The following is a 24657-nucleotide window of genomic DNA, read 5'->3' as shown; positions in this document are numbered from 1 at the left end:
GGTAATTATTACTATTGGAAAACGACACACCAAACGAAGTTATTCTGACAAACCGCCGTATACCGAACGGTACGTACGGTGGTGTGAGGAGACAGCAGGGAAACTAATCCCCTGCTTCTTACTCGATCAAATTCATCGTAAACCTGATAATTTATTAATTTTGCGGCTCCTTATCCAAAGATCATGAGAAAACGAATTAGGAGGCATTATCGTACCGCAAAATATATAGTCTATAAAGAAACCTTAATTGATTTTAAAGAGCACTTCTGGACATTTATAGGTGCTTTTCTGGGGATCGCCATTATGGGCTTACTCAATTCTAAATACTATACCGCTTACGATAATCTGTTTATAATTGGATCTTTCGGCGCATCATCAGTGCTTATTTATGGTATAATCAATAGTCCGCTGGCACAACCACGTAATTTAATTGGCGGGCATGTGGTTTGTGCGCTGGTTGGGGTAACCATCCATAAACTTATTCCGGGCGAGCTTTGGCTTTCCTCGGCACTTTCTGTAGCACTATCCATCGTATTAATGCAGATTACCAAAACCCTGCATCCTCCGGGAGGGGCAACAGCACTCATTGCCAATATTGGCTCACCGAAAATCCAGTCGTTGGGCTACCTCTACGTATTGAGTCCGGTATTAACAGGCGCTGTTATTTTATTAGTGGTTGCCATTTTTGTTAATAACCGTACATCACAAAGAAGCTATCCCATTAATAAAAAATGGTATAGGGTGTGGCACAGATATCGCCGTTAAGCGAACCCTCATTACATGTTTTAGAAAAATATGCTGTTTGGCAACCTACGAATTAGGTACCGACAGGTTTTTCTTTTGCTGACTTAAATAAGCAGTTATTTGATGTAAGGTGATACACCTTGTAGCTCTTACAGCCGATTTTAATGCTTCCGAAGAAACGCCAAGGCGGTTTGCCCAATAATTGCGGTCTTTTTCTTCTGATAACAAGATAATTTCGTCTTGAATACCTTTGGCTTGGTTGGGATTTTCCATAGTCGCGATAATTAATTTATAAATAACTGTAATAACCTGACTTCGATTCGCATTCCCTTCATGGGTTTTCACTTATCACTCAATGCATAAGCGTCAGCTTAAGCTGCTCCGGTTTATCCGAATCAATAGCTTTATCAGAAAAAAATAGTCCTGATTAGCCAGCTATACCCTTGTGAATGCTAATAAACAAAACATGATGAAATGCTCAATTGAAAGGAAATTTGGGATTCAGTTTATTAAGCCATCTCAATGTGATAAAATTAGTTTTTTTTATTTACAATAACAAGCTGTAATGCAGTTAGTTAAAATATTTTTGGTAAAACGTTTTTCCATGAAGCGAAAAATAAATTGCTGATTCTCAGTTAGTAATTTAATTGCTGGCAAATAATGCTAAACCAATAATGCGTTTTGGTGTTATTAATTCGTTTTAGTAAAAAACAAACCAAGCTGTACAACTAAAAGTTGTGCAATTATTTTAAATTATGTATTTTTAATTATACGTAAATTAACTATAATTGTTGATTATTTGTGGACTTATTATTTTGGAAATGGACGATAGAAGAAGGGGAGAGATTATCCATATTGACGTTGAAAATGGCGTGGGTACCATTATCGATGAAAATTGTCAGGATATTCAGTTTCAGCTAGATGAAACCTCCGGTCAGATTGCTTTGAATATGAAAGTGATTTTTGAAATTGATTTAGGAAATTCGGGCCTGGTGGCAGTTAAAGTTGTGCCCGAAAAGATAGAAATATCTATTTAATCCAGGTTATGTTTAAGCTTATGTAAGCTGTTCTTCTGCAGGCAGGCTAAAATAAAATGTAGATCCTTTTCCAAATTTACTTTCTACCCATATTTTTCCTTCGTGCCTTTTAATAATCTCGGCACAGATGTATAATCCCACACCAAAACCCGAAATTGTTTTGGTAACTACGCTATCTACGCGAAAAAACCTGTCGAAGAGTTTTGGTATATTGTTTTCCTTAATGCCAATGCCTTCATCTTCCACGCTCACTATTATTTCTGCATCTACTCTTTCGCATTTAATGGCAATAAACGAATCTTTTTTAGAATACTTGGCTGCGTTTCCAATCAGGTTACTAATTACGTTGCCAATTTTTTCCATATCAGCATTTACTATCGTTTGTTCTAAGCCGATTACCTGTATAAAATGGCTTGGGAGCACCATTCTGTTTTCTTCTGCAATAGTTTTAATTAAGGCAATCAGATCGAAATTTGTCTTATTCAATAAAATCTTGCCCGATTCCAGCAACGAAACATTCAGAAAGCCATCGATCATTAACGACATTCTCTTCAATTGAAGGTTTACCTTATCAAGCGTATCAATAGCAAAAGCATTTTCTGTTTCCTTAAGTTTAAATTGTAAAAGTTGTACATACGCGCTTAAAGAGGTTAGCGGAGTTTTAAGTTCGTGGCTAACCATACCAATAAAATCATTCTTTCTGATTTCATCCTGTTTGTGCTCAGTAATATCTAAAACTGCGCCTGCAATGTACATAGGTTTGCCATCTGCATTGTAGTAAGCCTTACCGGCTGTTCTCAGCCACTTTGTTTTCTTTGCAGACCCTTTAAGGTTAATCTGGTACTCAACATTAAAGGCCGATCGGTTGTGCAGCGCTTTGCGTATACTACCCGAAAGAAATTCGATATCTTGCTCGGCAATTAAGTCTTTGGCTTCTTCAATTCCCATGCGGTTGCTTTCCAGTTCGTAAATCTGCTGTGCACGTTCCGATAAAAGTACCTTTTTACTTTCCAGATCTACATTCCACGAGCCCATTTCCGAAGCATCCATGGCCAGTTTTAAAATATCTTTCGCTTTTAAAAGCTCTTTTTTAAAATTTACTTCCTCCGTAATATCTTTAATGATGGCCAAAACACGTGTAACCTCATTTTTGTCATTTTTCAAGGGCTGGTACATGGCAACAAAATAGCCATCAAATACAGCGGTCGAAATTTTTATTTCATTAATGGTTAAAGGCTCACCAGTTCTGAAAATTTCTTTTACACGATTTAATATTGGCCTTTGCTGGGCGAGTTCGGGCCTGGCCTGCTCTTGCGGTATCCCGATTACTTCTTTTCTTGTTTTGCCCCAAAGTTTTAAAATATTATCATTGGCATATTCTGTTACCAGATCAGTACCTCTTAAAACGCACATACCTAATGGGGCCTGTTCAAAAAAGCCCCTGAACCGGGTTTCGCTTTCAGATAGTTCGAATAAAATCCGCTCGAGGTTATTTTCATTAAGCGGAATTTCCTTTAATGAGCAGATGATATATTCTGCCGGACAGCTATCCTGCAATACAGGCGAAAACTCTAATTCCCACTTAACATTTGGCGAATTGGAGTAAATGGGGTGAATAACCAGGCTGGTTTGTTTTTTAAGCTCGCTTACTTCCTGTACTGTACTAATCAATAAATCCCTTTCCGAATCCGATAGCAAAGTTGGAATAATATCTACATCATAAAACTTTAAATTTCCTCCTATGCGTGCAATCAAAGCCCGATAAGCGTCGTTATGTTCTACAACAACCAATAATGGCTTTATTTTAAAGATAATTATTGGGTTATGAGCATGTTTTAATAAGGCTTTTAGTAGGGACGAAGTTAAGTCTATCATAAGTTTGATTCACGCTTATTCAAATATAACCGTTAGTCACCTAATCAGCAACCAAATTGTTATCATTGGCGTAATATTATCATACAATCTGGTCTAAATTGTAAGAAAAACGTGTTTTCTCGAATTTTAAATAGGTTTCATCTTATTTTTAAGCTTGATTTTTTAGGTAAAAATGTTTTTTATCGCAAACATTTTTGGCATAAGTGTGTTTGCTGAGGAGTCGTTTATATTTTAAATGCCCTTTATTTTTAAATTGCAATTACGCTTTAACTGAAATCATGAATCCCGAAAAAAAACATGTTTTAGATAAGTGGCGGACTTTCAATGGATTTTCGCCATTAATTACATTTTTTAGATCATATCACGATTTAACTCCCGAGATAGAGTATTTTATCAATCAGTATACTTTTCCGGTTGTTTTTAAAAAAAATAAATTTATATCCTCGCCTCTGCATCGGAATGAATATGCCTACCTGCTTGTTAAAGGTGTTGCCCGTGGCTACATGAAGGATGATAAGGAGGAAATTACGACATGGATTGCCCGCGAAAACGAGCTGATAGGCAATGTATACAATACTAATGAAGCTAAGAAGCCGGTTGATGAATATATACAGGCTTTAGAAGATGTAGAAGCGGTTGCTGTACCTTACAATCTGTACGGGCAACTTTATAATATTGATCATATTGCAAATTATATCGGGCGGAAAATTGTCCAGCTTCATTATTTCCAGTCTTGTGAAAGAGCCCTGATCTCGAGATTACTAACTGCAGAAAAAAAATATATCCGTTTTATACAATCCTATCCCGATCTGGTAAACCGGGTAGGTTTAAAATATATTGCTTCTTTTCTTTGTATGCGGGTAGAAACCCTAAGCCGCATCAGGTGTAAAATGGCCGCTATATCCTGTTTTAATTTGTTATTGATACTTCCCGGAGTGTAAGCGTCTTTTAGTCAGTTATGCTCAATTTTAGTATTATTTTAAAGTAAAAAAAATGTAAAGAAAACATGTCGAAATTTTAACGCGTTTTTTAGTTGTAACGCTATATTTCTTTATTTCGACTAATTTGTAATACACATTTTTTGAATATGGTGTCTTAAGTTGGCGATTTTTAGGCTTAAAAATGATTTTTGTGTATTTTTTTTGAAAATTATTGTATTAGTAATCAGTGTGTTATATTTTATTTTCGATTAAAAAACGTCATTTATACGATTTAACATTTCTTGCTTACATTTTTTTAAAAATTTATATATATTTGTTCTTACCCTTTCGAGGGTATGTTTTTCATAGGTAGATGTAGGGTCAGAACATTGTTCTGGCCCTTTTTTGTTTTTATAACTTCAGAAAGCCTACTTTTGTTTTTATGGTTAAAAAGAAAGTGATTGTGGCAGTTACAGGTGCCAGCGGTTCAGTTTATGCAAAAGTACTGCTTAGCCAGTTATCGAAACTAAAAGATCAGATCGAAGCAGTAGGGGTGGTGATGAGTGATAACGCCAAAGAAGTGTGGCAATTCGAACTGGGGAACCAGGACTACAATCATTTTACCGAATTTAAATTTTACAGTAAAAACGATTTTAATGCACCCTTTGCTTCAGGTTCGGCAAAGTACGATACCATGATTATTGTGCCCTGCTCAATGGGGACACTGGGGCGCATTGCACATGGTATTTCTAATGATTTAATTACCAGAGCTGCCGATGTAATCCTGAAAGAACGCAGGAAACTGATTGCAGTAGTACGCGATACACCTTTTAGTTTAATCCACATCAACAACATGAAAACCGTTACCGAGGCAGGTGGTATTATTTGCCCCGCAAACCCATCGTTCTACAGTTTACCCAAAACAATTGAAGAAGTTGCCGGTACAGTAATTAGCCGGGTTTTGGATTTGGCTGGCTTCGAGCAGGAAAGCTACCGTTGGCAGGAAAAGTAGTTTCTGTTTAGCAATTGGCCTTTTGCAGCAGGCAATGGCCTGCCAGTGAAAATCGCTGGATGTATTGTTATCTCACTGTAATTTGTATGCTAAAGCCATTCTAAAAGCCTAATTCCGAACAAATTTCTTATCTTTGCACCCTCAATGAAAAAGGTCGCATTTTATACATTAGGTTGTAAACTCAATTTCTCTGAAACCTCTACCATCGGTCGTTTATTTACCGATGCAGGTTATGCTGTTGTAGAATTTCAGGATCAGGCCGATGTTTATGTGATCAATACCTGCTCTGTTACCGACCATGCGGACAAAAAATGCCGTAAAGTGGTTAAAGAGGCTTTAAAATATTCTCCAAATGCTTTTGTAACCATTGTAGGTTGCTACGCGCAGTTAAAACCACAAGAAATTGCCGAAATAGAAGGCGTTGATATGGTTTTGGGGGCAGCCGAAAAATTCAGGATTGTTGAGTATATCAGCGATTTAACCAAACAGCCTAAAGCGGTGGTGCACCAGCAGAATATCGAAAAGGTAAACCACAATTTTATTGCTTCTTATTCGATTGGAGATAGGACCCGTACTTTTTTAAAAGTGCAGGACGGTTGCGATTATCCTTGTACTTATTGCACCATTCCTTTGGCCCGTGGAGCAAGCCGTAGCGATACCATTGAAAATGTGGTTAACCGCGCCAAAATGATTGCCGAAAGCGGTGTGAAAGAAATTGTGCTAACAGGGGTAAACCTTGGCGATTTTGGAATCCGCAATGGGGAACGCGAAGATAAATTCTTTGATCTGGTAAAGGCCCTTGATGAAGTTGAAGGCATTGAAAGGATTCGGATTTCATCCATTGAACCCAATTTGTTAAGCAACGAAATTATTGAGTTTGTGGCTACATCGAAAAGATTTGTGCCGCATTTTCATATTCCTTTGCAATCGGGTTCTGATAAAATCCTCGGCTTAATGCGCCGGCGTTACCGCAGGGATTTATATGTGGAACGTGTAGCTAAAATTAAAGAAGTAATGCCACATTGCTGTATAGGTGTTGATGTGATTGTGGGCTTCCCTGGCGAAACCAAAGAAGATTTCTTAGATACTTACCAGTTTTTAAACGGATTGGATATTTCTTATCTACACGTATTTACCTATTCGGAGCGAGAACTAACTGCTGCTGCCGAAATGAAAGGTGTGGTGGCAGGTAGCGAGCGAAACGAACGTAGTAAAATGCTTCATATCCTGTCTGATAAAAAGCGGAGGGCTTTCTACGAATCGCAGATTGGCAGCGATGCCGAGGTACTTTTCGAAGCCGATCAAAAATCGGGCTACATGCATGGTTTTACCAAAAACTATGTAAAAGTACGTGCCAAATACGATCCTGTAATGGTTAATGAGCTAAAAGCAGTTAAACTTGTAGCCATTACTGCCGACGGGGAAGTGGAAGTAGCCGAACTGGAAACCACCTACGCGCATCATTAAGAAAGTCAGAAGTCGCGCGTTCTATCTCCGATGCTTGGTTTCATATGCATTTCATACCTTTCAGAGTTTGTAGTTTAGTTTCTTCATTCACCATGATCGTCATTTCGAGTGGAAGCGCAGTGTAGCCGAGAAATCTTTTAGTTTTCCGCTTTAGTCTTTAAGCTTTGATCTTCAGATCTCCGACTTCCGGAATTTCGGTCTTTTAACCACCTCAGACACCTAAGCACATCTAAGCTTTCCACTTTAGTTTTTCTACTTTCACCTTTAGCCTTTTGGCTTTGGTCTTTACTCTTTCTTTCCTATCTTCGCAACAAATAATTTGTATGTTTCCTACCGTTTCACATTTCTTAGAGTATTTATTCGGAATTAACCTGCCGCTTCCCTTTAACACTTTTGGTGTTTTTGTAGCACTAGCATTTGTAGCTGGCTATTGGGCATTTACAAAAGAGCTTAAACGCAAAGAAGCATTAGGCATTCTTCAGCCGATTAAAAAAACGATTGTTATAGGCAAACCTGCCACAACTACAGAGCTGATTATGAATGGTCTTTTTGGCTTTGTGATTGGCTATAAGCTGGTTTATGCATTTTTAAACTATAAGCTTTTTGTAAACGATGCACAGTCGGTTTTAATGTCGGCTAAAGGAAATATTATTGGCGGATTATTTTTTGCCGGTTTATTTGCTTATTGGGATTATACCGAGAAAAACAAGCACAAGTTAGATAAACCCAAAGAAACCCAGGTTACCGTTCACCCATACCAAATAATGAGCAACCTGATAGTTTGGGCAGCCATTTGGGGCTTTTTAGGCGCTAAATTCTTTGATAATTTAGAATATTGGGATGATTTTGTGCAACATCCTATCGAAAGGCTTTTATCATTTAGTGGTTTAACCTTTTACGGAGGCTTAATTTGTGGCGGTGCTGCAGTATTAATCATTGCCAGAAAAAACGGCATTAAACCTTTGCATATGCTCGATGTGGGCGGGCCGGGAATGATGCTGGCTTATGCTGTAGGTCGTATTGGCTGCCACATGGCTGGCGATGGCGACTGGGGGATTGTTAATGCTAATCCAAAACCATTTTCATGGCTGCCAGATTGGTTATGGTCTTACAAATACCCCAATAATGTGGTAGGAGAGGGCATTCCGATTCCGGGTTGTAGCGGTAAATTTTGCAACGAACTGGCCCAGGGCGTATATCCAACGCCAATTTACGAAGTGATTATCTGTTTAATACTTTTTGCTTTTCTATGGAGCATCAGAGATAAAATAAAAGCACCGGGTTTAATGTTTGGGATCTACATGATTTTAAACGGTCTTGAACGCTTCTGTGTTGAATTAATCCGTGTAAACTCAAAATACCATGTGTTCGGTTTATCTTTTACCCAGGCAGAAATGATTTCAACTTTTCTGGTTGTAGGTGGTATAGCTTTAAGCGCTTATGCCTTAAGAAACAAGAATAAACTGGCTTAAATTACTTTCTTTTAAATTCATTTTATACCCAACAACCCATTGCGGTTTTTGTTCAACAGTTATGAATTACGAATTAATATGCAATAAGGTGATTGCTATTGTAAGGCTTACCGGAAATTTTATCCGTAAAGAAGCCATGCAGTTCGATGCACAAAAAATTGAATACAAAGGTTTGAACGATATGGTTTCTTATGTAGATAAAACTGCAGAACAGAAACTGGTTCAGAACCTCGAAAAACTGATTCCTGATGCCGGTTTTATCACCGAAGAAAAAACGATTAGCAGGGTAGGTAAAACCTATACCTGGATTATCGATCCGTTGGATGGAACCACTAATTTTATTCACGGCATTCCAGCTTATGGGATTAGTGTAGCGTTGTACGAAGATGGTTTACCTGTTGTTGGAGTCGTTTACGAACTGAACAGAGCCGAAATGTTCTATTCTTTTAAAGGTGGTAATGCATTTTTAAATAAGAAAGAAATTAAAGTGTCTGTTAATCCCGATTTGAAATCGAGTTTGCTAGCCACAGGCTTCCCTTATTACCAGTTCGATAACCAGGATAAATATTTAAAGTTATTGGCCGAAATGATGCAGAAAAGCCATGGTGTTCGCCGAATTGGTGCCGCTGCAATCGATTTGGTGTATACCGCTTGTGGGCGCTTTGATGCCTTTTTCGAATACAACCTGCAACAATGGGATTTTGCAGCTGGCTGTTTCATTGTGCAACAGGCAGGTGGCGAAGTTTTCGACTTCTCGGGTGGTAACAATTACTTCGAAAAAAGGGAAATTCTGGCAACCAATGGCAAATTAACAGCAGAAATGCTGGAGGCCATTAAAAGACATTTTTAGTAATTTACTCGCCATCGTCACCCTGAATTTATTTCAGGGTCTCATACGAATTAAAGAGATGCTAAAATAAATCTTATAGCTACCAGATCAGCAAAACCTGAAATTTTAAATCTGCGACTGAATCTGCGCTATCTGCGGGAAATAATTGATTTCTTTAAAACAGCTTAAAAACAAAAGAGGGTTTACTAATTAGCAAACCCTCTTTCTTTATGTATAATGAAAAATGCGCAATTATAAAGCTTCCGAAACTACCTCGGTTACTTCCGGTACCATTCTTTGTAACAAATTCTGAATACCCGATTTAAGCGTAATGGTAGACGACGGACAACCGCTGCAAGAGCCACGTAATTCTACGGTAACCACACCCTCATCAAATGATTTGTAAGTAATGGCACCGCCATCCTGCTCAACCGCCGGACGAACGTAGTCATGTAAAATTTGCTGGATTTTAATTTCAGTTTCTGTACCCTCAAAAGTTGGTACTTCATCTGCAGTTGCTTCTTTAATTTTTAATTCAGATTCAACAGCTCCTTTAACAAACTCCTTTAAAATGGCTTCAATGTCAGCCCACTCAGCGTCGTCTGTTTTGGTAATGGTAACAAAGTTACTGGCGAAGAAAACACCAGAAACAAAACTAAATTTAAATAACTCCTTGGCAAATGGCGAGTGTTCTGCACTTTCTTTAGTCGCAAAATCTTCGCTACCATTTATCAACAGCTTATTTACCATGAATTTCATGGTAGCCGGGTTTGGAGTTTGTTCTGTATATACGTTAATGGTCATGTCCTAATCAATTTGAATAAACAAAATTAACAATTCATGTTTAATAAAACGTGGCGCGGCTGTCTGCTTAGCGTCAATTTAATTTGATTAGAAAATACCAGTATAATTAAACGGCGTAATCGTTCTTAACTGTGCTTTTACTGCTTGTGTTACCGCCAAGCCCTCAATAAATTCGGCAATGCTTGCTGCATTAATTTTTGAGTTTGTACGCGTTAGTTCTTTTAGAGCCTCGTAAGGGTTAGGGAAATTTTCCCTGCGCAATACCGTTTGTATAGCTTCTGCAACAACTGCCCAGTTTTCGTCTAAATCGGCGTGTAAAGCTGCTTCGTTAAGTAAAATTTTGTTAAGGCCCCTTAATGTAGCATTGATGGCTATTAAAGTATGTCCAAAAGGAACACCCACATTTCTTAAAACGGTCGAGTCGGTCAAATCCCTTTGTAAACGCGAAATAGGTAGTTTAGCTGCAAAAAACTCGAATAAAGCATTTGCGATACCAGCATTACCTTCGGCATTTTCAAAATCGATTGGGTTAACCTTATGTGGCATGGCCGATGAACCGATTTCTCCTGCTTTTATTTTTTGTTTGAAATAGTTTTTAGAGATATAGGTCCAGATATCGCGGTCTAAATCGATGATGATGTTGTTAATGCGTTTTAAAGCATCGCACTGTGCTGCAAACTGATCGTAGTGTTCAATTTGTGTGGTGTGCTGCGCGCGACTTAAGCCTAAAGTTTCGTTTACAAACTGGTTCGAGAAATCAACCCAGTTCACATCAGGGTAAGCAATGTGGTGTGCGTTAAAGTTTCCGGTAGCGCCACCAAATTTGGCACTGTTCGGGATAGCTTTTAAATTTTCTACCTGAATGCTCAAACGCTCGGCAAATACCAAAAACTCTTTACCCAGTTTGGTTGGAGAGGCCGGCTGACCATGCGTGTGTGCCAACATCGGAACTTCTTTCCATTCGGTAGCCAGCGCGTTTATTTTGGCAATCAGTTCGGCAATTGCAGGGTAATAACTTTCGTTCAAAGCCAGCTTAATTGAATAAGGAATGGCTGTGTTGTTAATGTCTTGTGAGGTTAAGCCAAAATGGATAAACTCTTTATAATTTTGAAGCGATAAGCCATCAAATTTACTTTTGATGAAATACTCAACCGCTTTAACGTCGTGATTGGTAACTTTTTCAGTTTCTTTAATTTCTAAAGCATCAGCTTCTGAGAAATTTTCGTGTATTTTACGCAATTCGGCATAAAGATTTTTATCAAAGTTCTGCAAGCCAGGCAGGTTGATGTCGCAAAGGGCGATAAAATATTCGATTTCTACAAAAACACGGTATTTAATCAGCGCTTCTTCTGAAAAGTAAGCAGCTAAATTTTCGGTAGTTTTTCTGTAACGACCATCAACAGGTGAAATAGCTTGTAGTGATGTTAAATTCATTATGCGGATTATATTTTTGCCGCAAATTTACTACAATTGATGGATTTTAAGAGATTTAAAAGCTAAAGAATTCAGATTAAAAACAAAAAAGGCTTCAGTTTTACCTGAAGCCTTTTTATTAGGTTAACCGAAGCTACTATTTTTTAGTAGTATCTGTTGCTAAAGTATCTTTTACTGTTGAATCTTTCACAGTAGTATCTTTTACAGTGGTATCAACTACTGTAGAGTCTACTTTAGAAGAATCTACTGCGCCATCCTTCTTTTCTGATTTACAGGCAACAACTGATAGAGATAAAGCAAGCGCTAGAAAGCCTAATTTGAATGCATTTTTCATGTTTTTTAATTTGTAGTGGTTTTTTTAAATTAATTACTTACTAATTTATACAAAAAACTTAAAAAAAGTAACCCGCTATAAATAAAAAAAAAGCTTTGATTGTGAAATCAAAGCTTTTTTCGGTGTTATTTTAGAAATATACTAGTGTTTTACTTCTGTTGTGGTGGTTGTGGTTTTAACAGCAGTGTCTTTTACTGTAGAATCTTTCACTGTAGTGTCTTTTGCTGTAGTATCAGTTATAATTGTTGATGAATCTGTAACGGTAGTATCGCCTGTACCTTCTGCTTTTTTTCCTGATCCGCCACAAGCTGCAATGGTAAGTGATAAAGCAAGGGCTAAAAAGCCAAATTTGAATGCATTTTTCATGTTGATTTTGTTTTAGGGTTAAAATATACTTTTAATGCCCCGAATTGGAAAAGGTAACCCGTAAGATAAAAAAAAGCCCTTGAAAGTTAATTCAAGGGCTTTTGTATGCTTAAAGTTAAGACTAGTGTTTAACTTCAGTTGTAGTTGTAGTCGTTTTTACAGCAGTATCTTTAACTGTAGAATCTTTAACTGTAGTATCTTTTGCAGTAGTATCAGTAACGATAGTTGAAGAATCAGTTAAAGTAGTATCAGCGCCTTCAGCTTTTTTTTCTGAGTTACAAGCAACAACTGATAAAGATAAAGCTAAAGCTAAAAAGCCTAATTTGAATGCATTTTTCATTTTTGAAGTTTTTTTAAGTAATTAATTAATTCGTACTTAATACGCGAAATCGGAAAAGGTAACCCGGTAAACTGAAAAAAAATTAAATAAAATAAAAAATGGCCTTAAAAATTAATTTAAGGCCATTTTTTGTATGTTAAAGTTAAGACTAGTGTTTAACTTCAGTTGTAGTAGTTGTAGTTTTTACAGCTGTATCTTTAACTGTAGAATCTTTAACTGTAGTATCTTTTGCAGTAGTATCAGTAACGATAGTTGAAGAATCAGTTACAGTAGTATCAGCGCCTTCAGCTTTTTTTTCTGAGTTACAAGCAACAACTGATAAAGATAAAGCTAAAGCTAAAAAGCCTAATTTGAATGCATTTTTCATTTTTGAAGTTTTTTTTAAGTAATTAATTAATTTACACTCTTAATACGGGTAAATGAAAAAGGTAACCCGGTAAATTGAAAAAAAAATAAATAAAAATAAAAAAGGCCTTGAAAATTAATTCAAGGCCTTTTTTTATGGTAAAGTTAAGACTAGTGTTTAACTTCAGTTGTAGTAGTAGTAGTTTTTACAGCTGTATCTTTAACTGTAGAATCTTTAACTGTAGTATCTTTTGCAGTAGTATCAGTAACGATAGTAGAAGAATCAGTTAAAGTAGTATCAGCACCTTCAGCTTTTTTTTCTGAGTTACAAGCAACAACTGATAAAGATAAAGCTAAAGCTAAAAAGCCTAATTTGAATGCATTTTTCATTTTTTGAATTTTTTAAGTAATTAATTTCCTGTTAATGCCGCAAAGGTAAAAAGGTAACCCGATAATTTGAAAAAAAGTTAAAATATTTTTTTTCGCAGGCTTTGGGTTACCCCGGGTATCAAGATTGTATTAAGCAGCATAGTAGCTATAAATATTTTTTTGTCTAATATTGGGTTACTATTTATAGAAAAATGTATTAACTAGTGAATAACAGTTTAAAGAGTTCAGTTCCAACAGATAGAGAGGTTATTTTAGGTATTCTAAATAACTCAGCAGATACGCTTAACAAGTTATACAAGGGCTATTATGCAATGGTTTTGCAGTTTATCCTCAATAATAACGGGGATGAAGATGATGCAAAAGATGTATATCAGGAGGCCATCATTATTTTGTATAACAAAGTTAAGGAAGGCAATTTTGAATTGAGCAGTAAGCTTAAAACATATATTTATTCGGTGTGCAGGCGCATTTGGTTAAAGAAACTTAACCTGAACAGCAAAAAAGCCGGCAACATTACTGATTATGAAGATGTGTTTGCTGTAGAGGAGGATGTAGAACAACATGAAGAGAAAGATCTTCAGTTTGTAAAGATGCAATCGGCGCTCGAACACCTTGGCGAACCTTGTAAAACCATTATTCAGGATTTTTATATCCACAATTTATCCATGCAGGATATTTGCGAAAAGTTTGGCTATACCAATACGGATAATGCCAAAACACAGAAATATAAGTGCCTGCAACGGTTAAAGAAATTATTTTTTCAACACTAGTAATTGAAATGAGAAACGATTTGGAGTTAGATGCAATTATTGAAGATTATCTTTTAGGTAAACTTAATCCGCAGGAAACTGAGGCCTTTGAACAGTTACGTCGCAATGATGCCACTGTAGATCATAAGGTGGTTTCGCATAAATTCTTTTTAGAATCTATGGAAGCTTTTGCCGAACAGGTACGTTTAAAAGAGCAGTTAAATCATATCCATGCCGAAATTGATGTAGAAAGCCTTGCTGATGCATTAAGGCCGCATCCATCTAAGATTGTTCAGCTTTGGAGAAAAAATAAATCTGTTGTGGCGGTTGCAGCTTCTTTTATTGTATTGTCGCTGGTATCGATTTACTCCATTCAGCACAATAACAAGCAGGAAGCAATCTACGAGAAAATGAGTAGAGAGATATCGCGTGTAAAACAGTCACAAAATAACTTGGTTCTTGATGTTAAAGCAAGTACAATGCACAATTCGCCTAAAAAACCTAATCCGGGTAATTTTGGCGGTACCGGTTTTGCGGTTTCTACAAACGGATATATTCTAACCAATCTTCATGTGGTAAATGGAGCAGATTCTTTATATGTGCAGAACAGTAAGGGCGAATCTTTTAAAGTAAAATCTGTTTACACTGATCCTCAGAATGATATCGCTATCCTTAAAATAAGTGATAAACATTTTAATGGTTTATCTACTATTCCTTATACCATTAAAAAGAGTTTAAGCAGCATTGGCGAAAACGTATATACTTTAGGTTATCCTAAAGATGATATTGTATTGGGCGAAGGCTCTGTAAGTTCGAGAAGTGGGTTTGTTGGCGATACGACTCAATATCAGGTGTCTATACTGGTTAATCCGGGCAATAGTGGCGGTCCGCTTTTAGATAACAACGGAAATTTGGTTGGTATCATCAGTGGTAAACAAGACCAGACAGAAGGAGCTGCATTTGCGATTAAATCAAAATATATTCTGGAAGCCATGAGGGCAATTCCACAAGATTCGTTGGGTGTAAACAGATTAAGTGCTAACAAGAAAAGTTTGTTGTCGGGTTTGAAACGGACTAAACAGATCGAGAAGCTTGAGGATTATGTTTTCATGATCAAAGTATACTAAGCTGAATAACCCCCCAAATAAATTAATATGCTTAAACCCTGCTGATTCATTTCTGCAGGGTTTTTTGTTTGATTTGTAATTTATACGTCTGAAAATAATATTATGTCTATGTATTTACTATAGTATTGTTTAGATTTGTTTTAATCAACTTTTAAATATTATTGTTATGAGTATAAGACTAGGCGATACCGCGCCAAACTTTCAGGCCAATACCTCAATTGGCGAAATAGATTTTTATGATTTTTTAGGTGATAGCTGGGGTGTATTGTTTTCACACCCTGCCGATTACACACCGGTTTGCACTACCGAGCTGGGCAGAACGGCAGCTTTAAAGGGCGAGTTCGAAAAAAGAAATGTTAAAGTACTGGCTCTAAGTGTCGATTCGGCAGAATCTCATAAAGGCTGGATCAGCGATATTAACGAGACTCAAAACACATCTGTCGAATTTCCGATTATTGCCGATCCTGACAGAACTGTAGCTAATTTATACGATATGATCCACCCGAATGCCTCAGAAACTTTAACGGTAAGATCTTTGTTTGTGATCAGTCCCGATAAAAAAGTAAAATTAACGATTACTTACCCGGCATCTACAGGTCGTAATTTTAACGAAGTATTACGCGTAATCGATTCATTGCAGCTTACCGCTAATTACAGCGTAGCTACACCTGCTGATTGGAAAGATGGTGAAGACGTAATTGTAGTGAACAGTATTAAAACGGAAGATATTCCGGCTAAATTTCCGAAAGGACACCAGGTAATAAAGCCATATTTACGTACTACGCCACAGCCTAATAAGTAATTTAAGAACGATTTTCTCGCTTACGCAACTTTCTTGTTGAATAGCCGATTTGGGATTGCATTACATCTGCAAATTATTATATTTGGTAGTTTTGTTTCAATATTAACGCTTTATCTGATTGTTTTATTGATGATAATGATCAATTGGTTAAATTAAATGCGAATCAAAGCATAAGGGTTTATTTATTTTATACAATTTTTTATTTTTTTTATGGCAACCGGAAAAGTTAAATGGTTTAACACGCAAAAAGGCTTTGGATTTATTGTTCAAGAAGACAATAAAGACTTATTTGTACATTTTAAAGATGTTTTAGGTGGAATCGAAAGCTTGAAAGAGAACGATGCAGTAGAATTTGAAGTAGCTGAAGGCAGAAAAGGTTTACAGGCAGTAAACGTTAAGAAAGTTTAAGCGATACAATATTTATATCTTCATCCCTGCAAAGAGCCTTTCCGTAAAGAAAGGCTTTTTGTATTTTACAAACGAGTTCAGCATGATGCTGGAAACCCGGTTAGTAATACTGTATAATGGAAGCTTTTAGGATCACATTATCTCCGCTTGCTACCTTGGTGAATATTAAAAACTGATCCTTATCGGGTTTAATTTTGTGTTTCTTTACCAGGTCTTCGGGTTTTGCAGGATAATTTCTAACGATCACATTTCCTGTTAAGTTTCCAGCTTTTTTAAGCGCAGCAGTAGTAAGGATTTCTGTTATCTGAAATATCCGCCCGGGAAAAGCTTTATTGATGTCAGGAGAAGTGTATAGCTGCGTTTGGGGATGTAATTTTAGCAGACCATAAGTTGAGCCAATTAAATTGAAAGCACCCGATTTTAATAAAGCAGCATCGGGTTCATAAAGGTAACCAGAAGATTGGAGCTCGTTAGAGAAGCCAACTGGCGACTGAATTGACGATTTTTTAAACGAAAATTGCTTTTCAGCTTCATTCAAAGTTACCGCAATAATCTGCGTATCCTGATTACATACACGATCTATTACCCACAAAAGCTCCTTGCATTCGTTTTTTACACTTACAATATGGATTTCACTTACCTGTTTCAGCTCCGATAGGCCCGCAGAAATATCAAGCAAGGGGGCCGTTTTGATAATAATGCGTTGTGCTTTTTCCAATAAAGTATCGATTATACTTACCACATCGGGTGTACAATCTTTAAGCATAAAAACCTTGCCTTTTTCAGCCCTTCGCGCCGGGTCTACATAAATGGTGTCGATTTTTTTTTCGCTTGCATTTAGGTAGTTAATGCCATCGGTTGCCTCAAAAGTAATATGATGTGCATTTAATGCCTTGGCGTTGTAGCATGCAATTGCCGAAAGTTCGCTGTTGATTTCGCAATGGGTTACATTAGTCACTTGTTTGGAGAAATAATAACTATCCACTCCAAAGCCCCCGGTTATATCGATTAAACTTTCGCCCTTAGCTAATTTTGATTTGTATTGGGCCGTAATTTCTGAAGAGGTTTGCTCGATAGAAAGAACAGGGGGGTAGTAGATATCGGCCGTTTTGAACCAGGTAGGCAGTTTCTTTTCCGATTTCTTTTTTGCGGTAATCTGGGTAGCGAGTTCACCCGATGTAATTCCCTCAAATGGACTTTTAGACAGGGCAATCTGATTCACATCTGCAGTTAGGTTTGCATTGATGTATTGTTGGACGGCTGCTGCTAAAAGGTTATTGTTCATTGTGGAGGGGGCTGGGGTATCAAGTATTAAGTAGCAAGTATGTAGTGAAGAGTATTAAGTAATAAGTATCAGGTAGTAAGTATAGATGAACAATCTTGAGACTTTATAACTGATACTTGTACTTGCTACTAATTCCCTACTTATTCTTCATCACCATTTGACAGGTATGGCGGCTTTTTACTTCCAATAAAATATCTTTATCAACGGTTACCCGGTCGATGGTATGCTGATTGTAATAACGGATGGTTACCAGTTCCAGGCCTTTGTTGTATTTTACGGTAAACTCTTCTGACAGATCTTTAATCAGTCTTTCTATTTGAGTAGGATGATCATCAACACTTACCGAAAAACTGATTGCCGAGTTGAGCATCGTATTGATTTTGATCTTGTGGTTATGGAAAAGCTCGAAAATATTGCTCAGGTTTTCTTCGATAATAAAAGAATAGTCTTTAGGGAAGATCGAAATCAGCGCCTGGTTAATCTTAAATATGAAAGATGGTATGGGCAAAGGGTTGTTTTCTTTTGTAATAGCTGTTCCTTCGCCTTCTGGTGTAAGAAATGATCTCACAAACAGTGGAATCCCCTTGTTTTGCAAAGGTTTTATGGTTTTAGGGTGGATTACAGTAGCGCCATAATAGGTCAGCTCTATGGCATCGTGATAGGAAAGTTGTGCAATTTTCTCAGTCTCATCAAACCATTTTGGGTCTGCATTTAACACCCCCGGAACATCTTTCCAAATGGTTAAAGCAGCGGCATTTAGGCAGGAAGCAAATATGGCTGCAGAATAATCAGAGCCTTCGCGACCTAAGGTGGTAGTATAATTTTCGCTGGTTCCTCCGATAAAGCCTTGTGTAACGATAATATTTTCGTCTAGCAATGGAACCAGGTCTTTTTGTATAATCTGGTTGGTTTTTGCCCAGTCTACCTTTCCTTCCCGGTAGGTATTGTCGGTTTGGATATAGTTTCTGGCATCTGCCCAGAGTGCTTTATTGCCGGTTTCATTAAGCCAGGCTGCTACAATTTTGGTCGAAACTACCTCGCCAATCGATACAATCTGATCGTAAATGTAATCGTGGTCATTGTCGGGTTCATCTTCAATCAGCCAGTCAATTTCCACAAAAGTATTGGCTACATCATCGTAAACCGAATTGGGTTTGCCCTGAAACAGCTCTTCGATAATGTTAAAGTGAAAATGCTTTACCTCATCAAAAATTGCGTGAGCACTTTCGCTATGCGATAGGTAGGCCTGCGTAAGTGCCTCCAGTTTATCGGTCATTTTGCCCATTGCCGAAACCACAACAAGCAGGTTGCCTTTCTTGTAATCGCGTACAATATTGGCCAGATTTTTTACTCCCTCAGCATTTTTTACCGAAGCACCTCCAAATTTAAAAATATCCATACTAAAATGCCTTGATTTGTTCTTTAGCTAAAGCCGCGTTTAGCCAGCCGCTCTCTAATTGTGCCTGGTATTTGTTGTAGAAATTAATCGCAGGTTCGTTCCAGTCTAAAACCTGCCAAACCATGCCACTGTAATTGCCGTTTTTAGCTTCTTCAATTACTTTTTCGAATAATATTTTACCCAGTCCCTTGCCCCGGAAAGCTTCGGTTACGATAAAATCTTCTAAGTATAACCGGCATCCTTTCCAGGTAGAGTAGCGCGTATAATATAAGGCAAAGCCCACAATAACATCATCCACCTCCGCAACGAAAGCTTTCCAAACGGGATTTTTACCAAAACCAGCATCTACAAAATGCTCCAGGGTTACGGTAACCTCTTCGGGAGCGCGTTCGTAAACGGCCAGTTCGTTAATTAACGCCAATAACCGCGGGCAATCTTCAGCTACTGCGAATCTGATATTTAAATTCATACTAATTAGCTGAAATGTTTGATTTAAAATGTTTAATAACCCTTTTTCCGAAAATACTGCTGCCTATGCGCACCATTGTACTTCCTTCTTCAATGGCTATTTTATAATCAGCACTCATGCCGGTCGAGATTTCTTTAAAAGCATCATCTTTACGGAAGAAACTCACTTTAATGCCATCAAAAAACACTTTAAGCTCATGAAATTCAATTGCAATCTGTTTTTCGTTTTTGGTATTGGTAGCAATGCCCATTAAACCAACGATGCGGATATTTTTTAATTCAGGATAGGTTTCATCACGTAAAAGCTCTACTACCTCATCAAAACCCAGTCCGAATTTGGTATCTTCATCAGCAATGTAAACCTGTAACAGGCAGTCGATTACGCGATTATGTTTGGCAGCCTGTTTGTTGATTTCCTGAAGTAGTTTTATGCTGTCTACACCATGGATCAGCTGAACAAAAGGTGCAATATATTTTACTTTATTGGTTTGTAAATGGCCAATAAGGTGCCATTCAATATCCGCCGGGAGTTGTGCCTGCTTATCAACCATTTCCTGTACATGGTTTTCGCCAAAAACACGCTGTCCGGCATTGTACGCTTCTAAAATCGACTCAACAGGGTGTGTTTTTGAAACTGCAATCAGTTTCACACCATCCGATTCGACTTCGTTTTTATATTGTTTAAGATTATCAGCTATGCTCATTTATAACTATTTTTGGTAAAATTAATAACCTTGCCGCAATTTGGGCAAAAAATAATACTTTAATTCAGCATGAAGAGACTAATATGGGTTTTAATGACCTCGGTATTATGGTTTGGTTGTAAGCCAGGCGTGCCCGACGATATTATAAAGCCTGATAAGATGGAAAAAATTTTGTACGATATGCATATTGTAGATGGTTACCTGTCTACCATTTACATTCCCGATTCGGCCCGGAAAGTGGCAGCGGGTTATTATAAGGGAATTTATAAAAAATTTGAAACCGATTCGGCGCAATACAATAAAAGCCTGAAGTGGTACAATGTTAACCCCAAGGAGCTGGATGCGATGTACAAAAACATCCAGAAAATGCTGGCTGCGCAGAAGAAAGGAACTGCTTTGGCCGATAAATTAATTAAAGAGAAAATATTTAAAACCGATTCGATAGCCATCAAAAAGAAATTTAAGGCCGATTCGCTTGCCATCCGGAAAAAGATGAAACCCGATTCATTATCGAAGGTTAAAGCGGTAGCCGAAATTGCTAAAAAGAAAAAAGAGGCCGATTCGCTGATTAAAATTAAAAAGGCCGGGACTTTAGAAGTAGCTCCGGCAGTACTATAAAATATGTTATATCCCGAAAATTGTTTAGAACGTTTAGGTTTTGTAGAGATAAGGCAGCTGATAAGCAAACATTGTTTAAGCCCAATGGGGCAGGCAATGGTGCAGAAGATGCAGGTGATGAACCGTTTTGATCAAATCGATAAATTTTTACGCCAAACCAACGAGTTTAAAAGCATTCTGCAAAACCAGGAGCCTTTGCAGATCAATACTTTTTTTGATATTAAATCGCTGGTCGAAAAAATCAGGGTAGAAGGAACCTATCTCTTAGAAGATGAATGGTTTCAGGTGTACACCTCACTACAAACGGTTTTTTCGGTACTCCGTTTTTTTGAAGAAAGGGCAGAAGTTTACCCAACCCTCGAAGCTTTATTTGAGCATTTACCTATTGAAAAAAATATCCTCCGTAAAATAGAAACGGTAATCGATCCGAAGGGAAAGATTAAACCCAACGCTTCGAAAGAGCTGCAGGAGATTACCACGGCAATTTCGAGAACGGAACAAGATGTGCGCAAGCGCATGGATTCGATTTATAAGCAGGCTATTGCCAATAACTGGGTAGCCGACGGCAGTTTAACTGTGCGCGATGGCCGGATGTGTATTCCGGTTTTGGCAGAAAATAAGCGTAAGCTGAAAGGTTTTGTACACGATGAATCGGCAACGGGGCAAACGGTGTATATCGAACCGGAGGAGGTATTTACCTTAAATAACAAACTGCGCGATTTGGAATTCGATAAGCGCAGGGAAATTATTAAGATCCTGATTGCCTTAACCGACGATTTGCGACCTTATTCGCCTTTGTTGCTTTCGTATCATGGCTTTTTAACCAAACTGGATTTTGTACGCGCCAAGGCCTTGTTTGCCATGGATATAGAAGCCGAAATGCCAGGCCTGCTAAAAGAACCGAAAACAAAACTGATTAATGCAAGGCACCCTTTGCTATCGATCTCTTTTGCAGCAGAAAAGAAAACCGTTACCCCTTTAAATATTCATATCGATGCAGAAACACGGGTGGTATTGGTTTCAGGACCAAATGCCGGTGGTAAATCGGTTTGTATGAAAACAGTTGGTTTACTGCAGATTATGTTGCAAACAGGCTTGTTAATTCCGGTGGATGCGAATAGCGAAGTAGGTATTTTTGAAAATATTTTCGCAGATATTGGCGATGACCAATCGATTGAAAGCGATTTGAGTACCTACAGTGCCCACTTAAAAAAGATGCGCTATTTTGTAGAGCACGCTTCGCCGAAAACGATGGTGCTGATTGATGAGTTTGGTACAGGTACCGATCCGCAGTTTGGCGGGCCCATGGCCGAAGCGGTTTTAGAGGTGTTGAACAACAAGAAAGTAAGGGGCGTTATTACCACGCACTACTCCAATCTAAAACTCTTTGCCGGCAATACGCCCGGACTGGAAAATGCCTCTATGCTTTTCGATAATGCTAAAATGAAACCGCTTTACGTTTTGGAGATGGGCAAACCGGGTAGCTCTTATGCTTTCGAAATTGCACAGAATATAGGCTTACCCAAAGAAGTGATCGAGTTGGCAAAGGAGAAAACAGGTTCCAACCAGAACCGTGTAGATACAATGCTTGTTGATCTGGAACGCGAGAAGAAAAATGTTTACGACGCTAAAGTAAGTTTGGCTAACCAGCAGAATAAAGCCAAAAATCTGGTTGCTGAAAACGAGAAACTGAAATCGTTTTTAGAAGAAAACCGGAAGGTACTCATTAAAGAAGCGAAGCAGGAAGCACAAAATATTATCAAAAATGCTAACCGACTGGTAGAAAATACCATCGCTGAAATTAAAGAAAAACAAGCTGATAAAGTGGTTACCAAAGAACTCCGTGAAAACCTGCAACGCGAACTGGTTAAAAATACGGTGCCTAAAGAAAGGCCAAAACCAGTACAGGTGGTTGTTGGTGGCGAAGTTGAAGTTGGCGACTGGGTAAAGTTTAACGATAGCGAAACTACCGGACAAGTGCTGGAAATTAACCGGAACGAACTGATACTGGCCATTGGCGATTTACGTTCGACTGTTAAGAAAAACCGTGTTCAAAAAATCAGCAATAAGGAAGCTAAAAAGGCAATTCAAAGCAGCGGAAATTCTTTTGCAGGCCGGATGAATGAGGCCGTTTCGGGATTTAGGGCTGAGCTTGATTTACGGGGTAAACGCACTGAAGATGCATTGTTTGAAGTGGAAAAATACTTGGATAAAGCGATTATGCTCGGTTTCCCTTCAATTAAGCTGATCCACGGTAAAGGTGATGGTATTTTGAGAAAGATGATCAGGGAATATCTCCGTAAATACAGTCAGGTGAATAGGATGGAAGATGAACATGCTGATAGAGGCGGAGATGGTATTACTTATGTTTATTTGAACTAGGAGAGGATGGGTGATGGAAAATGGAAGAGGGAGGATGGAAGAGGGATCTATTGTGGTGTTGGACGTTACCTTCGACACTATACCTGAGTCTGTTTAATAGCAAAATTTTAATCCTTTTACGATTGAATTGTAAAGCCATTTATGCACTCGTAAGAAACGAGCGCAAGCATAAATAAAATAAAACTTTATCGCCGTAACGTTGTTATTTTTAAAACGTTACGGCGATGAAAAAAATCCTGATCTGCCTTGTTGTGGTACTGCTGACCACAACTTGCAAAAAGAATGGTGACAACAATAATAACAACAATAATAATGAAGATCCTGGCGATCTGCCGGATGTTGAATTAAAGACAAAAGTTGTTGTTTCAGGTTTAGAGCTTCCCTGGGAAATGGTGTATGGGCCGGATAATTTCATCTGGTTTACCGAAAAATCTGGTAAAATCAGTCGGTTAAATCTTTCCTCAGGGCAAATCACACCATTATTGACTATTTCAGGAGTTCGTACAGCTGGCGAAGGTGGCTTGCTTGGTATGACCTTACATCCCGATTTTGCAAGTAATCCATATGTATATGTGGTTTATTGCTATGGAACTAATTCCAAGGCTAAAGTTGTTCGGTATACTTATGCGGGAAACAATTTAGCCAGTCCACTGGTTTTGCTCGATCAGATTCCTGCATCATCTATTCATAACGGATCGAGGTTGCTGATCAGTGGTGGAAAGCTGTTTATTAGCACAGGCGATGCCTCTGATACATCGACTCCGCAAAACATAAACTCTGTATCTGGTAAAATTTTGCGGATTAATTTAGATGGATCAATTCCTGCCGATAACCCTTATCCCAATAACCCCGTATGGTCGTTCGGGCATCGCAATGCACAGGGATTGGTTCAGGTAGGGAACAAAATATTTTCTTCTGAGCACGGACCTGATTCGGATGATGAAATTAATATAATTGAAAAAGGGCGGAATTATGGCTGGCCAAACATAAAGGGTTTTTGTAATGAAACCGGCGAGCAATCTTTCTGCTCAACCAATAATGTAGCGGAGCCGCTAATCAATTGGACACCAACTATTGCACCAAGTGGCCTGGCTTATTATAATTCGGATTACATTCCGCAGTTTAAAAATTCTTTGTTGTTGGCCGTGTTAAAAGGAACGAAGCTGATGCAGCTTAAACTGGATGTGGGCCAGACAAAAATAACAGACACTAAAGATTTTTATGTAAATACTTACGGACGGATCAGAGCCGTAACCCAATCACCGGAAGGGAAAATTTATATTTGCACCAGTAACGGAAGCGACGATAAGATTATTGAAATTGCGAAATAAGTTTATTTCTTTTTT

The 24657-nt window shown here is 38.0% G+C and carries 27 protein-coding genes; 14 read left to right on the top strand and 13 right to left on the bottom strand.

Annotated features, from left to right (window positions below):
• Positions 1 to 183 precede the first annotated feature (183 nt).
• On the top strand, positions 184 to 765 hold the full coding sequence (locus tag HWV58_RS12610) for an HPP family protein (RefSeq protein ID WP_175634433.1): 582 nt from the start codon (positions 184 to 186) through the stop codon (positions 763 to 765).
• 45 nt (positions 766 to 810) lie between these two features.
• On the opposite strand, the gene HWV58_RS12605 is transcribed toward HWV58_RS12610, so the two are convergent.
• Positions 811 to 1017: a DUF3606 domain-containing protein gene (locus HWV58_RS12605; RefSeq protein WP_175634432.1), complete on the bottom strand. Its 207-nt coding sequence runs from the start codon at positions 1015 to 1017 to the stop codon at positions 811 to 813.
• A 548-nt stretch (positions 1018 to 1565) separates the two neighbouring features.
• On the opposite strand from HWV58_RS12605, the gene HWV58_RS12600 reads away from it, so the two are divergent.
• Positions 1566 to 1781 (top strand): hypothetical protein, encoded by a 216-nt coding sequence (locus tag HWV58_RS12600; protein ID WP_175634431.1) that lies wholly within the window; start codon positions 1566 to 1568, stop codon positions 1779 to 1781.
• Between the two features lie 18 nt (positions 1782 to 1799).
• On the opposite strand, the gene HWV58_RS12595 is transcribed toward HWV58_RS12600, so the two are convergent.
• On the bottom strand, positions 1800 to 3656 hold the full coding sequence (locus HWV58_RS12595) for a PAS domain-containing sensor histidine kinase (protein ID WP_175634430.1): 1857 nt from the start codon (positions 3654 to 3656) through the stop codon (positions 1800 to 1802).
• 278 nt (positions 3657 to 3934) lie between these two features.
• Here HWV58_RS12595 and HWV58_RS12590 point away from each other — a divergent pair, with 278 nt between their 5' ends.
• The 5 genes from HWV58_RS12590 (at position 3935) to HWV58_RS12570 (ending at position 9377) form a co-directional block, all read left to right on the top strand.
• Positions 3935 to 4597 (top strand): Crp/Fnr family transcriptional regulator, encoded by a 663-nt coding sequence (locus HWV58_RS12590; protein ID WP_175634429.1) that lies wholly within the window; start codon positions 3935 to 3937, stop codon positions 4595 to 4597.
• A 421-nt stretch (positions 4598 to 5018) separates the two neighbouring features.
• Positions 5019 to 5588, top strand: coding sequence for a UbiX family flavin prenyltransferase (locus tag HWV58_RS12585; RefSeq protein WP_175634428.1), 570 nt, complete (start codon positions 5019 to 5021; stop codon positions 5586 to 5588).
• Positions 5589 to 5732: 144 nt separating this feature from the next.
• Positions 5733 to 7055, top strand: coding sequence for a tRNA (N(6)-L-threonylcarbamoyladenosine(37)-C(2))-methylthiotransferase MtaB (gene mtaB, locus HWV58_RS12580; RefSeq protein ID WP_175634427.1), 1323 nt, complete (start codon positions 5733 to 5735; stop codon positions 7053 to 7055).
• Positions 7056 to 7378: 323 nt separating this feature from the next.
• The gene (locus HWV58_RS12575) at positions 7379 to 8527 is read left to right on the top strand and encodes a prolipoprotein diacylglyceryl transferase (protein ID WP_175634426.1); all 1149 of its coding nucleotides are present in this window, start codon (positions 7379 to 7381) and stop codon (positions 8525 to 8527) included.
• A gap of 61 nt (positions 8528 to 8588) precedes the next feature.
• Positions 8589 to 9377 carry an inositol monophosphatase family protein gene (locus tag HWV58_RS12570; RefSeq protein WP_175634425.1) on the top strand — a complete coding sequence of 263 codons (789 nt, stop codon included), beginning with the start codon at positions 8589 to 8591 and terminating at the stop codon, positions 9375 to 9377.
• A gap of 231 nt (positions 9378 to 9608) precedes the next feature.
• Here HWV58_RS12570 and HWV58_RS12565 read toward each other — a convergent pair whose 3' ends face one another.
• From HWV58_RS12565 to HWV58_RS12535, 7 genes are all read right to left on the bottom strand, one after another.
• Positions 9609 to 10160, bottom strand: coding sequence for a NifU family protein (locus HWV58_RS12565; RefSeq protein ID WP_175634424.1), 552 nt, complete (start codon positions 10158 to 10160; stop codon positions 9609 to 9611).
• 87 nt (positions 10161 to 10247) lie between these two features.
• Positions 10248 to 11594 (bottom strand): adenylosuccinate lyase, encoded by a 1347-nt coding sequence (purB, locus tag HWV58_RS12560; RefSeq protein WP_175634423.1) that lies wholly within the window; start codon positions 11592 to 11594, stop codon positions 10248 to 10250.
• Positions 11595 to 11730: 136 nt separating this feature from the next.
• Complete coding sequence (locus HWV58_RS12555; RefSeq protein WP_175634422.1) at positions 11731 to 11928, bottom strand: hypothetical protein; 198 nt, start codon at positions 11926 to 11928, stop codon at positions 11731 to 11733.
• A 141-nt stretch (positions 11929 to 12069) separates the two neighbouring features.
• The gene (locus HWV58_RS12550; protein ID WP_175634421.1) at positions 12070 to 12294 is read right to left on the bottom strand and encodes a hypothetical protein; all 225 of its coding nucleotides are present in this window, start codon (positions 12292 to 12294) and stop codon (positions 12070 to 12072) included.
• 121 nt (positions 12295 to 12415) lie between these two features.
• Positions 12416 to 12634 carry a hypothetical protein gene (locus tag HWV58_RS12545; protein WP_039482470.1) on the bottom strand — a complete coding sequence of 73 codons (219 nt, stop codon included), beginning with the start codon at positions 12632 to 12634 and terminating at the stop codon, positions 12416 to 12418.
• Between the two features lie 148 nt (positions 12635 to 12782).
• On the bottom strand, positions 12783 to 13001 hold the full coding sequence (locus tag HWV58_RS12540; RefSeq protein WP_090770975.1) for a hypothetical protein: 219 nt from the start codon (positions 12999 to 13001) through the stop codon (positions 12783 to 12785).
• A 149-nt stretch (positions 13002 to 13150) separates the two neighbouring features.
• Positions 13151 to 13369, bottom strand: coding sequence for a hypothetical protein (locus HWV58_RS12535; RefSeq protein ID WP_039482470.1), 219 nt, complete (start codon positions 13367 to 13369; stop codon positions 13151 to 13153).
• 203 nt (positions 13370 to 13572) lie between these two features.
• Here HWV58_RS12535 and HWV58_RS12530 point away from each other — a divergent pair, with 203 nt between their 5' ends.
• The 4 genes from HWV58_RS12530 (at position 13573) to HWV58_RS12515 (ending at position 16455) form a co-directional block, all read left to right on the top strand.
• On the top strand, positions 13573 to 14139 hold the full coding sequence (locus HWV58_RS12530) for an RNA polymerase sigma factor (protein WP_090770976.1): 567 nt from the start codon (positions 13573 to 13575) through the stop codon (positions 14137 to 14139).
• Positions 14140 to 14147: 8 nt separating this feature from the next.
• Positions 14148 to 15245 carry a S1 family peptidase gene (locus HWV58_RS12525; protein ID WP_175634420.1) on the top strand — a complete coding sequence of 366 codons (1098 nt, stop codon included), beginning with the start codon at positions 14148 to 14150 and terminating at the stop codon, positions 15243 to 15245.
• Positions 15246 to 15411: 166 nt separating this feature from the next.
• Positions 15412 to 16047, top strand: a complete 636-nt coding sequence (locus tag HWV58_RS12520) for a peroxiredoxin (RefSeq protein WP_124559248.1) — start codon at positions 15412 to 15414, stop codon at positions 16045 to 16047.
• Between the two features lie 210 nt (positions 16048 to 16257).
• A complete protein-coding gene (locus HWV58_RS12515; RefSeq protein WP_115401531.1) occupies positions 16258 to 16455 on the top strand; it encodes a cold-shock protein in 198 nt (65 codons plus the stop codon).
• A 100-nt stretch (positions 16456 to 16555) separates the two neighbouring features.
• Here the strand turns inward: HWV58_RS12515 and HWV58_RS12510 are convergent, their stop codons facing one another.
• The 4 genes from HWV58_RS12510 to HWV58_RS12495 form a co-directional block, all read right to left on the bottom strand.
• On the bottom strand, positions 16556 to 17740 hold the full coding sequence (locus tag HWV58_RS12510) for a THUMP-like domain-containing protein (RefSeq protein ID WP_175634419.1): 1185 nt from the start codon (positions 17738 to 17740) through the stop codon (positions 16556 to 16558).
• Positions 17741 to 17876: 136 nt separating this feature from the next.
• The gene (locus tag HWV58_RS12505) at positions 17877 to 19139 is read right to left on the bottom strand and encodes an aspartate kinase (RefSeq protein ID WP_175634418.1); all 1263 of its coding nucleotides are present in this window, start codon (positions 19137 to 19139) and stop codon (positions 17877 to 17879) included.
• Position 19140: 1 nt separating this feature from the next.
• Positions 19141 to 19608 carry a GNAT family N-acetyltransferase gene (locus HWV58_RS12500; RefSeq protein ID WP_175634417.1) on the bottom strand — a complete coding sequence of 156 codons (468 nt, stop codon included), beginning with the start codon at positions 19606 to 19608 and terminating at the stop codon, positions 19141 to 19143.
• Between the two features lies 1 nt (position 19609).
• Positions 19610 to 20311, bottom strand: coding sequence for a YggS family pyridoxal phosphate-dependent enzyme (locus HWV58_RS12495; protein WP_175634416.1), 702 nt, complete (start codon positions 20309 to 20311; stop codon positions 19610 to 19612).
• 69 nt (positions 20312 to 20380) lie between these two features.
• Here HWV58_RS12495 and HWV58_RS12490 point away from each other — a divergent pair, with 69 nt between their 5' ends.
• The 3 genes from HWV58_RS12490 (at position 20381) to HWV58_RS12480 (ending at position 24642) form a co-directional block, all read left to right on the top strand.
• The gene (locus HWV58_RS12490; RefSeq protein WP_175634415.1) at positions 20381 to 20929 is read left to right on the top strand and encodes a DUF4296 domain-containing protein; all 549 of its coding nucleotides are present in this window, start codon (positions 20381 to 20383) and stop codon (positions 20927 to 20929) included.
• 3 nt (positions 20930 to 20932) lie between these two features.
• Positions 20933 to 23311: an endonuclease MutS2 gene (locus HWV58_RS12485; RefSeq protein WP_175634414.1), complete on the top strand. Its 2379-nt coding sequence runs from the start codon at positions 20933 to 20935 to the stop codon at positions 23309 to 23311.
• A 224-nt stretch (positions 23312 to 23535) separates the two neighbouring features.
• A complete protein-coding gene (locus HWV58_RS12480; RefSeq protein ID WP_175634413.1) occupies positions 23536 to 24642 on the top strand; it encodes a PQQ-dependent sugar dehydrogenase in 1107 nt (368 codons plus the stop codon).
• The last annotated feature ends 15 nt before the right edge of the window (positions 24643 to 24657 follow it).

The sequence above is a fragment of the Pedobacter ghigonis genome (assembly GCF_903166585.1).
Taxonomy (GTDB): domain Bacteria; phylum Bacteroidota; class Bacteroidia; order Sphingobacteriales; family Sphingobacteriaceae; genus Pedobacter; species Pedobacter ghigonis.
The sequence above is the reverse complement of the archived record's forward strand: the minus strand, read 5'-3'. Positions and strand labels throughout refer to the sequence as shown.